Source organism: Arsukibacterium sp. (assembly GCF_036735525.1).
Classification (GTDB): domain Bacteria; phylum Pseudomonadota; class Gammaproteobacteria; order Enterobacterales; family Alteromonadaceae; genus Alishewanella.
Window position 1 is genome coordinate 1 of sequence record NZ_DAINOE010000083.1, and the last position, 13,518, is coordinate 13,518.

The 13,518-nt window shown below is 48.1% G+C and carries 15 protein-coding genes; 3 read left to right on the top strand and 12 right to left on the bottom strand.

What is annotated here, in order from left to right; all coding sequences use genetic code 11:
• Positions 1-27: 27 nt before the first annotated feature.
• From V7D78_RS13845 to mgtE, 7 genes are all read right to left on the bottom strand, one after another.
• Entirely contained in the window at positions 28-1,332 is a 1,305-nt protein-coding gene (locus V7D78_RS13845) for an RHS repeat domain-containing protein (protein WP_333609046.1), read from the bottom strand.
• A 56-nt stretch (positions 1,333-1,388) separates the two neighbouring features.
• Positions 1,389-1,871, bottom strand: a complete 483-nt coding sequence (locus V7D78_RS13850) for a hypothetical protein (protein WP_333609047.1) — start codon at positions 1,869-1,871, stop codon at positions 1,389-1,391.
• A 1-nt stretch (position 1,872) separates the two neighbouring features.
• Positions 1,873-2,058 carry a hypothetical protein gene (locus V7D78_RS13855; RefSeq protein WP_333609048.1) on the bottom strand — a complete coding sequence of 62 codons (186 nt, stop codon included), beginning with the start codon at positions 2,056-2,058 and terminating at the stop codon, positions 1,873-1,875.
• Positions 2,059-2,180: 122 nt separating this feature from the next.
• Positions 2,181-4,580 (bottom strand): putative bifunctional diguanylate cyclase/phosphodiesterase, encoded by a 2,400-nt coding sequence (locus V7D78_RS13860; protein WP_333609049.1) that lies wholly within the window; start codon positions 4,578-4,580, stop codon positions 2,181-2,183.
• Complete coding sequence (locus V7D78_RS13865) at positions 4,580-5,764, bottom strand: hypothetical protein (protein WP_333609050.1); 1,185 nt, start codon at positions 5,762-5,764, stop codon at positions 4,580-4,582. Before V7D78_RS13865 ends, V7D78_RS13860 begins: the two co-directional genes overlap by 1 nt.
• Positions 5,754-6,173 (bottom strand): substrate-binding domain-containing protein, encoded by a 420-nt coding sequence (locus V7D78_RS13870; protein ID WP_333609051.1) that lies wholly within the window; start codon positions 6,171-6,173, stop codon positions 5,754-5,756. The genes V7D78_RS13865 and V7D78_RS13870 overlap by 11 nt, the downstream gene beginning before the upstream one ends.
• A gap of 118 nt (positions 6,174-6,291) precedes the next feature.
• Positions 6,292-7,635: a magnesium transporter gene (mgtE, locus tag V7D78_RS13875; RefSeq protein ID WP_333609052.1), complete on the bottom strand. Its 1,344-nt coding sequence runs from the start codon at positions 7,633-7,635 to the stop codon at positions 6,292-6,294.
• Positions 7,636-7,934: 299 nt separating this feature from the next.
• Between mgtE and V7D78_RS13880 the strand changes: the two genes are divergently transcribed.
• The 3 genes from V7D78_RS13880 to V7D78_RS13890 are packed head-to-tail and all read left to right on the top strand — an operon-like array spanning position 7,935 to position 11,268.
• Positions 7,935-8,750 (top strand): DUF432 domain-containing protein, encoded by an 816-nt coding sequence (locus V7D78_RS13880; RefSeq protein WP_333609053.1) that lies wholly within the window; start codon positions 7,935-7,937, stop codon positions 8,748-8,750.
• Between the two features lie 12 nt (positions 8,751-8,762).
• On the top strand, positions 8,763-9,653 hold the full coding sequence (locus V7D78_RS13885; RefSeq protein ID WP_333609054.1) for a mechanosensitive ion channel family protein: 891 nt from the start codon (positions 8,763-8,765) through the stop codon (positions 9,651-9,653).
• A complete protein-coding gene (locus V7D78_RS13890) occupies positions 9,640-11,268 on the top strand; it encodes a BamA/TamA family outer membrane protein (RefSeq protein WP_333609055.1) in 1,629 nt (542 codons plus the stop codon). Before V7D78_RS13885 ends, V7D78_RS13890 begins: the two co-directional genes overlap by 14 nt.
• Before the next feature lie 18 nt (positions 11,269-11,286).
• Here the strand turns inward: V7D78_RS13890 and mutM are convergent, their stop codons facing one another.
• The 5 genes from mutM to V7D78_RS13915 all read right to left on the bottom strand — a co-directional run.
• The gene (mutM, locus tag V7D78_RS13895; RefSeq protein WP_333609056.1) at positions 11,287-12,102 is read right to left on the bottom strand and encodes a bifunctional DNA-formamidopyrimidine glycosylase/DNA-(apurinic or apyrimidinic site) lyase; all 816 of its coding nucleotides are present in this window, start codon (positions 12,100-12,102) and stop codon (positions 11,287-11,289) included.
• Positions 12,102-12,569: a hypothetical protein gene (locus tag V7D78_RS13900; RefSeq protein ID WP_333609057.1), complete on the bottom strand. Its 468-nt coding sequence runs from the start codon at positions 12,567-12,569 to the stop codon at positions 12,102-12,104. Before V7D78_RS13900 ends, mutM begins: the two co-directional genes overlap by 1 nt.
• A gap of 91 nt (positions 12,570-12,660) precedes the next feature.
• A complete protein-coding gene (rpmG, locus tag V7D78_RS13905) occupies positions 12,661-12,816 on the bottom strand; it encodes a 50S ribosomal protein L33 (protein ID WP_008219722.1) in 156 nt (51 codons plus the stop codon).
• Between the two features lie 11 nt (positions 12,817-12,827).
• Positions 12,828-13,064, bottom strand: coding sequence for a 50S ribosomal protein L28 (gene rpmB, locus V7D78_RS13910; protein WP_333609058.1), 237 nt, complete (start codon positions 13,062-13,064; stop codon positions 12,828-12,830).
• A gap of 167 nt (positions 13,065-13,231) precedes the next feature.
• On the bottom strand, positions 13,232-13,518 hold a 287-nt coding region (locus V7D78_RS13915), incomplete at its 5' end, for a JAB domain-containing protein (protein ID WP_333609059.1).

The following is a 13,518-nucleotide window of genomic DNA, read 5'->3' on the forward strand; positions in this document are numbered from 1 at the left end:
CCCCAATCAACTAACATTTTATTTTAACTACAGAATTTCTGGGGATACCTCAGGTAAATTAATTGACCTCTTTACGTGTTTGTCTGAAAAATGTACGGTTTTAATCCCACAAAAATCTGGACATTGCCATTCCATACTTATGCCTAGAGGTCTTCCCATCGCAACCATCGATGGCCCCAAGATTTTTGCCGCCATACCATAGGCACCCGCAGGGGTGCCGCTGATAATAATAGGGACGCCGGATGTTGTAATGTTACCTCCTAATAATTGCGCTTCTAAAGCGCTCAACTGGCCTAACCCATTCACTTTGCTCAAGTCCAGACTCAACGATGTAAGCCCTTCATGCCCATGCCCCATGAAGAGAATTCTTAACTCTTCATGGGACATTTTAGATAAAATAGACTTTGCATCCGAGACAGCCGCTCTCATTCTTTCTGCCATAACTCGATCAATAGTGACCTGATTATCAGCAATTGATTCTTGAGCTATTTTCATCTTTTGTTTATTTGCATTTTCAGCATTATACATTTGAGTAAATGCACCGGTAATAGCACCATTTGCAAATTTCCCACCAGAAATAACCGACGCCGTACCACCAATTATCGCAGCGCCAGCTATTCGATGAGGTTTATAAAGCTCTAGTTCTGCTACATCACCTCTTTCTATTGCTGCATTTGCGCTATTATCGCCACCAATATCATTTAGCATCGGTTTAAATGCAGACGCAACTCCAGCAGAGACAAAGCCGTGGCCAAACTTTCCACCCTGCAGTTCAGCACTTATTCCACCAACCATCGCATTTGCAAAGATATTTTGTGGAGAACCTGAAGCCCCCCAGTAAGCGTTATTTCCGACACCTTCTAAAACCCCTGCAGTTGCGCCAGCTATCGCCGCACTGCGCAAGGCACCGGTACTAGATGCACCATGTACCCGGCTAAAGTTATAGGTCCAGTATGCTGTACCAAAGGGCCCACCAAACTTGTAGAACACAGCACTACCGATGATATTGGTTAACTCCTTCCCTATCACTTTTGATGCTAAGCGGATAGCGGGTCTAAGTGCCGGACTTAAAATCTTGCTAATGCTTATATAGCCGCTTGGGTCGGTGTTACTCATCGGGTTGTTAAATACATAACTATACCGATTAAAACTTTGCAGGTTAGACGGAGCCTGAATAAACGGATCTGCCTGCATAAAGCGGCCGAGTACCGGGTTGTAGGTGCGGCCGCCCATATGAATAACGTCGAAGTCGTTAATCATGTTATGGCCGGTGTAGTGCGCCGGAAACGAGTGAAGATTAAGTATCTTCACTCCGGCGAACGCTTTTACCACGGATGGTCAAGGCGGTGGCGCGGAACGTTGCAGGTTATCTCTAAATCTTGTGTACTTTACTGCAGATCATTTTTTCCCCACCTCTCATTAGGTGGGTTATTTATTACACGGCCAAAACCAAATTCAGCGCAGATTGGTTTTACTTCCTTAGCCGTTACCTCTTTAAAGTGTGACACAGCGCTTTTGCCATTGTTATCTCTCTCGAAATAATATGTGCTTCCTAAGCGCAAATTTTCCCCTTTAAGGCTTGCAACAGGGTCCTCCGTTACGTTTCGCTTGCTTCGCAATGTGAAGTGATTTGCTTTCACAATAAAATAGTTACAGTCACCAAAATTGAGTATTTTATATTCACCGCTTAGTTCTAAACTAAAGTATGCCCAATCAGATACATATGCAGGGTGAGATGCCACATAAATGACGATCTCATCATCCGCGGGTTGTATTGGAAAACTAAAATTAATCAAGCTATCCTTACTACCGCGGCTCGAACAGCCTGTCAGTAAAATGGCGAAAATAATTATAAAGTTTTTCATATTCACTTTACGGCTCCCAGTTTAATCCACGCGCCCCAGGGTAACAATAATTAGCATGGCAACGTAAACCAACATTTTCCCATTTCGCGTAAGGTGAAAATAACCAGCCTATGCCGCCTAAATTCACCGGATCCCATATGCCATTCATCACGCCAAGCCCCATAGCCGCAGGGTCAGGCCTTGCTTTTTGCATTACAAAAGCTAGGTTTGCAATCAATGCAAAATGCAAGGCCTGACCCCGATGCATTAAATGTCTATTTGACCCAAATAGCCCTAATATCCCGGTGAGCAATAATCTAAAGGCGGCGAAAATGATTAATGCCAGCAGCCCTGCTCGTCCAGATGGGCATCTAAATGCGCCAATAACTGGCTGGCGGGTACCGGGCGGGAGAATAAGTAGCCCTGGGCGATGTCGCATTGGTGCTCTTTGAGCATGCGGCATTGTGCCTGGGTTTCGACGCCTTCGGCCACCACTTCCAGTCCGAGTTTTTTTACCATGGCAATGGTGGAGGTAATAATGTCAAAGTCGGCCTGGTTATCCAGCATGCCAAATACAAAACTTTTATCAATTTTAATGGTATCTACCGGCATTTGCCGCAAATAACTTAAAGAGGAGTAACCGGTACCAAAGTCATCTATGGCAAACATAAAACCAATGGCTTTGAGTTTATGCATGGTTTTGATGGTTTCATTGATATTTTGTACCAGCAAACTTTCGGTCAGCTCCAGTTCAAAACAGTGGGCCGGCAGCTGGTATTGCTGTAGCAAATCATTTAAAAATTGCGGTAAAGCACTGTCGGTTAACTGCTCAGCAGATAAGTTAATGGCAATACTGATATCGGTATAACCTGCCTGCTGCAACTGCTGCATCATCTTAAAACTTTGTTCCATCACCCAGTAGCCCACGGGGATCATTAAGCGGGCATATTCCAGAATGCTGATAAATTCATCCGGTGGCACCATGCCACGCGCCGGGCTGTGCCAGCGTAGCAGCACCTCTAAGCCTTGCAATTGTTGTGTTTGTAGCGAAATTTTTGGTTGCAGATGAATAGCAAACTGCTGCTGGGCCAGGGCCTGCTTTAATTCATTTTCCAGTGCCAGGCGATTTTGGAAATGATCAAACATTTGCTGGCTGTAAAAATGCACGCCATTGCCGCCTCTGGCTTTAGCCTGATACATGGCCAAATCCGCCTGGCGGACTAAATCATCCGGTTGCAAACTATTATCGCAAGTACAACTGATCCCGATACTTACCCCCAACTGATATACGTCATTTTGTAATCTCATCGGTTCAGCAAAGGCATTGATCAGTTGCTGTGCAAGCTGGCCAAATTGTTCAGGATGCTCTGCAGTGGTTAGCACTACAAACTCATCACCACCAAAGCGACAAGCTAAATCCGCTTTATCTAGAGCATGACGCAACCGTTTGGCGGCTTCCAATAGCACCAGATCACCATGCTCATGGCCACGGATATCATTCACCCGTTTAAACTGGTCCAAATCCATGAACAACAACCCCAGATAAGGTCCTTCAGAAGTGAGGCCTGCCAAGCGTTTTTTTAGCTGAAATTGCAGCATATTGCGATTCGCCAGGCCGGTGAGTAAATCAAACATCGCCATATTTTCCAGCTCACGGGTCTGCGTAGCCACGTTATCCTGCAACCGCTCCAATTGCTGGCTTAAGGTGAGGCTGGCACTGTGTAAGGTGTCTACTTCATCCTGCAACCAGCGCGAGCGTTTGGGTAAATGCTCACGAAATAATTTAAAATGGCTCTGCGATAACATAGGTAAGGCTTTAGAAACGCCAAGCAAACGCTGGCTAAGCCGATGCGTTAACAGATAAATTAACAAACCAAAACTTAAAAAACACACTAAGGCCAAACCTACTAATTGCCACTGAAAACGCCGGTTCGCTGCACGATAACGGCTGATATCCTCCAACAGTAGCAGGGCATATTGCTGACCTGGCTGTCGCACCAGCGGTAACACATGTACAAAATACTGGCGCTGCTCTGCTGCAAAACTAAAGCCTTCATCTTGGTACAAGGCGCGGCTCAGCTCTGTCGCACGCGCCATCAGCAACTCTAGGGCCGGGTTGCCGGTACTCGATAGCATTTCAACCCCTTCGCTGCCGGTTAACTCGACTATAGCAACATCCCCCTGCATTGATTGCCCCAGAGCTACCACCACATCGGCCAGGGTGCGGCTTATCACCAGTACCGCCAGCTCACCATTGGCATTGGCCAGCGGCATGCTAAGTACACTGCTGCAACTTTGAGCGCAATAGAGTTGATAATGAGGTCTTTGCTGTTCAAAGGTTTTTTGCACCATAGGTAACAGCTCCTCCACAAAGACCTGCGGCTGAAAGGCTTGGGCTGGTGCATCGGCGGCAAAGAACCAGAGGTTTTCTACATTCAAATGGATACTGATCGCATCATAACGATGCTCCAATTCTTGCAGAAAGGGCCGAAAACTTTGCTGACGGGACAAACCACTCACTTCAGCAAAGGCTTCAACCCATACTTGCTGCTGATGCTGTAATAATTGCTGATACTGTATAAAGTGCTGCTGCACTTGCTGTTGTTTTAGCTGTTGCTGCAACGCAAAATTATCGTTTAACCGCTGCAACGACATACTGGTTAACAACGTCAGTAACACCAACATTAACACTAATGTCAGCATCAGAATTTTGGTGGGAAGGCTGATAAAACGCATTAAAACCAATACATAAGTTGTACCGCCCATAACTGCCAGTATCGATCGCGGTTATTCTGCACATCCGGAATAATACTGGGCGATAAGCGACCGGTACCATCAACCCAGTGGTGTTCGGCCTGCAAGCGCCAACGGGGTGCCAGCTGGTAACTGCCACCGAGCATCATACTTTGCTGGTAACCAAAATAGGCGGGGACACCTTGTTGCGGCAGCTGACTACCCCGTTTGTCATCTTTGTTATTGGCCTGATAATCCAACACCGCTAACACATTTAACTGCTCGGTCAGACGATAACGGCCCATCAGATAGCCACCCACCCCAAACTGATTATTGCTAAAGGTAGGCGAAAAAAAACCATTGAGCTGCACCCTCTCCTGAGAAAGTTCAGCAGCTAATTGCCAAAGTTCCTGTTGATACTGCCAGTTAAGCATTACGCGCTGCACAGTGACATCGGCATCTGTAAAAAAATCCAGGTCTGCTGCACGGTAACTAAATTCCGAGTCCAGCACCGACATTCCCCAGCTCATCTGGCTACCAGCTCCCTGCCAAAATACACTAGCCTGCTGTACATATTTCTGACTGGTTTTGCCATTCACTAAAGGGCTGAGTAATAACCGGCTTTGTGCCTGACTAATATTCGTTGCTCCCATACTCCAGTTATATTCAAGCTCACCTTTAGTAAACTGTCTATAGCCTTTTACCGCTACACCATCGCTGGCTACGGCGATATCCCGAAAGGCATCATAATAAATCGATTGTGGCAAAATAATCGCAGGCCGGGTAAAGGGCACATCACGGGTACTGGAATACAACCAATGCTGGTTTTTATAGCGGCCAATAAACAAATTTAGCTGGTGATCAAAATTATCCAGCAAGCTCCAGTCTATAAACAAATAATCCAGTCGGGCACCTTCCGGATAACGATTGCCACCATTTAGATAGACCACCTGACCGGCCAATCGCCATTTACTATTTAAAGTCCATTGACCGTTGAGGCCTACCTCCGTTAATGCCAGTGAAACCTCTCCCTCATCATTAATGGCATTACTGTCTTTCGCCTGTGTCACGCCTTGCGCGACAAAACCATGCCAACTGAAGCTTTCTGCTGCCACAGCCAGACTGCTGAGTGACGTAAGCAGGCTTAAAACAGAGGTGAAGTACCAGCGCAGCTGTTTAGTTTTCATGTAATCTAATGACCTTAAGCGTGGCGGGGATATTGCCGGTGCTGAGGTAGCCAATAGCCCCTTCATTATCCTGCAATGCCTGTTGCATTTCTTGTTCTGATGCTAACTGTGTTGGAAAACTGCCAATCCCCGAAAAGCGCTGCCTGTTCCAGATAGCATCCAATTGATAGGGAAACATTTGTAAGCGCTGGCGGCTAAAATTAAGGTGGGTGCTATCATCAGAGGCCAACACGAACACCCGAATTGCAGTACCATCCGGCCAGCGACTTTGCCGCATACTAAAAATAGCCCGCAATTGCGCCGAGCTGAGCTGCTCTGCCGAGACTGCCGGATGCACCACAACATCAACCGCATTCAGCGGCTGTGCCAACAGTATCAGACAATAACAGAGCCATTTAACACATTTCATTGGTGCCCGCTTACCCCGCCAGCCGGTTTTTCATCGTGATTAACGCATCAAGTAAGCGTGAATTTAACAGTAAATATAGCAAGTTAAAATTTTTTTTGTTAAATAATGTGTAATAAAATTACAGCCCTAAGTACCAGGTAGCAATCGAAAAATACAACAACACCCCTGCCACATCAGCAATAGAGGTAATTAAAGGGCCACTGGCTGTTGCCGGGTCCATATTAAAGCGGCTGAGTAAAAATGGCAGCGACAAACCTATCAGGCTGCCGACCATCACCACCAACATCATGGTAAAGGCGACCACTAACGCAATATCATAACCGCCGCGCCAATAGCCCAAACCAACTACCGCCACAGACATCGTTACCCCTAATAGCCCCGCTACCAGACATTCTTTGGCCAATAATGAACCCCAGTCACGTAGTTTAATATCGCCGGTTGCCAGCGCCCGCACCATCAGGGTGCCTGACTGCGCCCCGGCATTACCACTACTGGCAATAAGCAACGGTAAAAAGAATAACAATGCCAGATAGCTGGCAATGGTTTCTTCAAAATAGGCAATGCCCGCGCCGGAGAAAATATTACCGAACACCAGCAACACCAACCAGAATACCCGTTTTCTGTACAACAAGCTGATACTGGCATCTTTTACGCTGCTTTCCAGCTTGCCGATAGTAGCGGTTTTGTGAAAGTCTTCAGTGGCTTCTTGTTGTACTACGTCCATCGCATCATCGTAAGTCACAATACCCACCATCTGATGCTCATCATTGATAATCGGCAGCGCCAGCAAGTCGTATTTGGCAATTAACGCCGCCACTTCTTCCTGCGGCATATCTACATGCGCGAAAATTGGATCGTGGTTTATCAGCTCGTCAACTTGCATGCTGACCGGTGCCAAAATCAAATCGCGTAATGACACTACACCAATCAGTTGACGGGCTTTATCAACCACATAAGAGGAGTAAATAGTTTCTTTATCCGGTGCCTCGCGCCGCAGCACTTCCAGCGCTTCGAGCACAGTAAGATCCGGCGGCACCAGAGCATAATCTGACGTCATAATAGCGCCGGCCGTGCCTTCTTCATGCGCAGTTAAGCGCAGCAAATCTTCGCGCTCAGCATGAGCCAGAGCCGGCAACAAACTATCACGCTGCTCATCAGTTAACCGGTTAAATAAATCGGCCCTTTCATCCGAGGACATCTGGCGGATAATAGGGGATAACTTGCGCCGGCTAATACTGATCGCCAACTCCACCTGCACTTCCGCCGGTAAGTAACCAAATACTTCGGCTTGGTCTGCGCGGGGCAATACCGTTAACAGTTTCCATAAATCGGAGGGGACAAACTCAGTTAAAGCCGCAGCATAATCTGCCGGATGAACATCCTCTAATTGCTCTCGGATCAGATGGGTACTGTCACTTTCCAGCGCTGAACGCAAAGTCTCTACAAGTACTGGATAATCCATAACGGCCTCTTATTAGCTTCACTTAATAAGAGACGCGCAAAAACAAACGCTCAGCTTATTAAGCAATAATTCATGTTAATTACAGCATTATTCAGGCTAGGCCTGCTACTGGGTAAGTCCATCAGGGGGGGGGGAGAGCTCCGCTCTTTAAAATAACATATTGCTTACTAAGCAAAATTTATCTGACATTTTATAAGCTAAAGGCTAGTGACACAACCTGAATGACCAAACAAATCCCGCTACTGTGGCATTTTATTTGTTATGCTGCATTAGCGAACCACCAGTACAGGGAGTCTTTTATGCCATCAACCAACCAAGTTAAACCAGCTGCGCATCAGCCCTGGTGGCATAAGATGTCTCTGGCAACCGATCAATGTTGGTTTTTCAGTATTGGTCCGCTGCAGCTATACCTGCGACGCTTGAGTAATGAATGGCAGTGTTGTTTTGAGCAACAAAAAGAAACTGAAGAGCGCTACCTGATGCAAAGCAACAGCACTCAGTGTCTACCCCCAGATCTGAGTACCCAGCGCTATATTTTTAACAAGAGTCCGGAGCAAGTTAGCCTGACCCCGCTATTGTTGGACAGGCCTGTGGTGATCAAAACCCGGCAGCCGGTCAGTATTCCGCCCGGTGAGCAGGCATTGTTTTACATTAGCTCGCCAGTGTGCGTAAAGTTATCGCTGCATCAACCTGATTGCGTATTACAGGAGATCCCCACTCAGCGCTTGTCAGATACCTGGTTTGGCCCTTCGACACAGCAAGGTGAATTATGCTACGCAGCGAAAACGCATGCTCGCCATAGTCGGGCAGAAGTGCCCCTGCGGCCGCATCGTGCTGTTACGCCAGTGACCATAGAAAACAAATCTGATCAGTTACTCACCATTAATAAGCTCAGTATCCCCGTGCCATTTTTAGCGGTATATGGCTTAGCGGATGGCACCTTGTGGACTGACCCCATATCATTACAACATGATGGTAACCATGCGTTGACCCGCTTTAAAATCAGTAAGCAAGCACCTGAAGGTTGCACTGCGGCTGATTTACTTAGCCAACCTCGTCTACAAGTAGAAAAACATGGCTTGATCCGGGCTTTTACCGACATATTCAGTGACTAACAGGACCACGATATGACCGAGCATTTTTTGCAATTTATGCAATCTGAGCAGGTAATTAACATTCTGCAGGCATTGCTACTGCTATGTAGTGGTCTGTTGCTGGCAGGTTTGGCCGCCCGAGCTGCACGCACTCTGATCAGCCGCAGCTTTTCCCAGCATCATGCGGTACTCGCTAAACGCTTAGTGTACTGGTTAGTGCTGGCGCTGTTTGCTGCTTCAGCATTAAAACAACTGGGATTTTCATTAGGGGTGCTGCTTGGTGCGGCAGGGGTATTGTCGGTAGCCATCGGCTTTGCCTCCCAAACCTCGGCCTCTAATCTAATCAGCGGCCTGTTTTTAATTGGCGAAAAACCCTTTCAGCTGGGCGATGTGATAAAAATGGGCAACACCACCGGAGAAGTGCTGTCGATAGACCTGTTGTCAGTAAAGTTGCGCACCTTTGATAACTTATTTGTGCGCATTCCCAACGAGAGCCTGATTAAAACAGAAATGACAAATCTGACCCGCTTCCCCATCCGCCGCTTTGATTTATTGATAGGGGTCGCTTACAAGGAAAATATAGCCAAGGTGCGCCAGGTGTTGTTTGACGTGGCCGACAATAACCCGCTGAGTCTGGATGAACCGGCACCGGCTTTTTTGTTCACGGGTTTTGGTGAGTCGTCTCTGGATATCCAGTTTTCGGTGTGGGCAAAGCGCGAAAACTTTCGTGACTTGCGCAACAGTTTGCAAGAAGAAGTGAAACTGGCGTTTGACGAAGCGGGTATTGAAATTCCGTTTCCGCATCGTACCCTATATACCGGCTCGGGCAATGCGGCCTTTGCTGTGGCGCTTGAACCTAAACCTACTGCACAAGCCCCTGGTGCACCTAAGGCTGACGATGAAGATCAGCATGCTAAAGACTAACCGCAGCATTATTTGTCTGGCCACGCTGATATTTTGTCAGACGGCCCGGGCTGACTGTACCAGTCTGTTTGACGAGGAGCAGCTGGCGCAGCAAGGTCCACTGACCATCGCCGCAATCGAATATCAGCAAAATAATGTGTTTGATTTATCAGAGCGCGGGATTTTTTGGTTGCACCGTTTTGCGAACTATAGTCACATCATTACCAAAGAGCAGACTATCCGTCAGGATTTGCTGTTTGCCGAAGGTGATACTCTGGATTTAAATGAGCTGGCCGAAGCCGAACGTTTGCTGCGTAGCCGCCGCCATTTGCGTGAAGCTAATATCAGCATCAGCCAGTATTGCCCCGACGAGCAACAGGTTGTCGTCGCCGTACAAAGTTGGGATAACTGGTCTTTATTGCCAAAAATTGACTTTTCCAGCGAAGGTGGTGAAACCCGTTATTCTATTGGCGTGGCAGAAGATAACCTGCTTGGCAGCGGTAATCAGCTGCAGCTCAATTACAGTCAGGACAGTGAACGTAACGGTTACCTGCTCAGTTTCGCCTCACCCAATCTGTTTGGCAGCCACTGGAGCTCCGTCAGCAGTTTTGCCAATAACTCCGATGGCGAGAGCTATCAATTTGGCCTGCACAGGCCTTTTTACCGGCTGTCTTCTGACTGGGCTTTCAGTTTAGATTTGCTTAAAAATAAAGAGCAGATTAATGATTACCTGCTGGCAGAAAAAGTGAATCAATACAGCCGCACAGAGCAACAGTTTGAAAGCTTTGCCGGTTTTCGCATATCAGAATACAAGGGGCGCATCCACCGGCTGAATGGCGGTATCACCATGCAGGATATGACCTTTGCCGAACAGCAGGATACGCTGTTTGCACCACCAGACAGCCGTAATTTATCCAGCTTATGGCTTGAGTATCAATTACTGGAAGCCAATTACCGCAAGTTGTTTAATATTAACCAGTTTAACCGGGTAGAAGACATTAACCTCGGCTGGCAAGCCAGTGTCCGGCTGGGCTATTTACAACCTATGCTGGGCGCTGATCAGCATGGCTGGCAAATTCAGGCTAAAGCCAGTAAGGTGTGGCAACTCTACCCGGATACCTGGCTGTTATCTGAAGTTGCCTACCAGCGATTGTGGTGGCAAGCCTTTCAACAACAACTGTTCAGCAGTCACTTGCAGCTGGTACACCAACTAAACTCACGCAGCAGCCTGGTGGCTATTGCCGCCGTCGATCTAGGGCAAAACCGCTTTGCTGATGAAGGCCTGTATTTAGGTGGGGATACTGGCTTACGGGCCTTTCCGTTGTTTTACCAGCGTGGCGATAACAGGGTGGTCATGACTACCGAGTATCGCTATTACACCGACTGGAATATCCTGCAAATTTTTGATGTCGGCTTTGCCGGCTTTGCTGATGCGGGTCGCAGTTGGGGTGGTGAGCAGGAAGTAAACAGTCAAATAGATGATAAGGTGCTGTTTGGCCTGGGTGCAGGCATTCGCCTACTGTCCAGCCATTCCAGTCGCGGCACCATGGTGCACATTGACCTGACCCGGCCTTTCACCGATAACCCGGAGCTGACATCATGGCAATGGCGGGTTACGGCGAAACGGCGCTTTTAAGCCATTGGCTGGCAGTTGTTAGCGTTCTGGCTGGCAATAGCGGCAAAACACGGTACTGCGCTGGCCTAAGCGCACTTCCTGCAACGGCTGCTGACAGCTAGCACAGGGCTGGCCAGCCCGGCCATATACCAACAATTGTTGTGCAAAATAGCCCGGTTTGCCATCTGCCTGGCTAAAATCCTTTAACGTGGTGCCGCCCTGCACTATGGCCGCAGCTAAAGTTTCTTTTACCACAGTACAGAGCAAGCGTAATTTTTCTTTGCTAATATTATTGGCCGGGCTTAAAGGGTTAATACCGGCTTTAAACAGCGCCTCATTGGCGTAGATATTGCCCACCCCGACCACCACTTTATTATCCATTAACACCAATTTGATCGCGGCACTACGTTTAGCGCAAGCCTGCAGCAGCGTATCAACAGTAAAATCGTCCGTCAGCGGCTCAGGGCCCAGGTTAGCCAGCAATGGATGGCTATCGCCCCTGGCTTGCCATAACACAGCGCCAAAACGCCGGGTATCGTTCAGGCGCAGGCACTGGCCATTGCCTAGCACAAAATCAATATGGTCATGTTTCAGGGGAGCCTGGGCTGCGGGCAACATTTTCAGATGCCCCGACATACCAAGATGCAAAATGATCTCGCCCTGCGGCAGGGCAATAAGCAAATATTTAGCGCGCCGGCTAACCCCCATCACCGGCTGATTAACCTGCGAAACGACCTGATCCGGCACCCACCAGCGCAGCTGCCGCTGCCGGGCGACCACTTTAAGCAGCACTTGTCCTTGCAGGTGTGGGCTGATACCCAGCCGGGAGACTTCCACTTCTGGCAATTCAGGCATTACAACTCCGTTAAAAATAACATCTGTGCTTGCAGCGGGCTTATCGCATATAAGGCTTTGTGGCCAACCTGCTGTAACAAATAGCCGCCTTCATAGGGGTAAAGTAGCCAAATCAGCGGCGACAATTCACCGACCAGTTGCACACTGGCTTGTGCTATCGGCACCCAATCTTTGGAGGGTACTATTGCCGAGGGCGTCAGGATGCTGTATTGCCAGGCAAGCGCCTGTTGCTCAATTTGCGCCGCAGTAAAACCGGCAGCCGGCTGCAAATACCAACGCCCACTATGCTGTACCAGCCGGTTCTGACTGAAGGCGACACTTAATAACTGGCTGTCGGCCGGAATTAATCGCTGCTCGCTTTGCTTGAGCTGGGCTAACCGTTGCGGGATACCGTACAGCGCAAACATTAAAATCAGCACCGCAAAAATCAGTATGTTGTTCCATTGGCGACGAGTGAGTTTTGGCATAAGTATACCTGTCTGCTAAGTGGCAGCGGCATAGTAACGTAAGGCAGGGCTAAAAAGCAAAAACCCGGCGTTAGCCGGGTTTTCAGGTCGATTACTTGATTTTCGCTTCTTTGAAAATCACGTGCTTGCGCACTTTAGGATCGAACTTTTTAATTTCCATTTTTTCTGGCATGGTACGTTTGTTCTTCGTTGTAGTGTAGAAGAAACCAGTACCGGCAGAAGAAACTAAACGGATTTTATCGCGCATGTGTTAATTCCTTATACCTTGTGACCGTTGGCACGAACGTCTGCTAATACAGCGTCGATACCTTTTTTGTCAATAATACGCATACCACGAGTGGTAGTACGTAAAGTAACAAAACGGTTTTCGCTTTCAACCCAGAAACGGTGAGTTTGCAGGTTAGGCAGGAAACGGCGCTTTGTCGCGTTGTTGGCGTGCGAACGACGGTTACCTACCATCGGACCTTTGCCAGTTACTTGGCATACTCTAGACATGTCTATATTTCTCCAAAATTACGTCAGCTCGAGCTATCATTCACCCTTCTGGCCTTGAAGGTTGCCCCGAAAATGGATGAGGGCGCACTTTATACACGAAAGCCCGATTAAACTCAAGATAATTTATCTGGCGGCTGCGCTGTGCAGCGACCAATAACACCACTAGCCTACAGCCAGCCGCGTTCAGCAAAAGACACCACTTCAGCATCTCCCACCACAAAATGATCCAGTATTTTTATATCAACCAGCGCCATCGCCTGGCATAAGCGTTCGGTAATGGCTTTATCTGCCCGGCTGGGCTCGGCCACCCCAGAGGGGTGATTGTGCGCCAGAATCACAGCGGCTGCATTATGCGCCAGCGCACGCTGAACTACAATACGCGGATACACCGGTGAAGCATCTATCGTGCCCATAAATAACGGCTCGCTGGCAATCAAACGATGTTGATTATCAA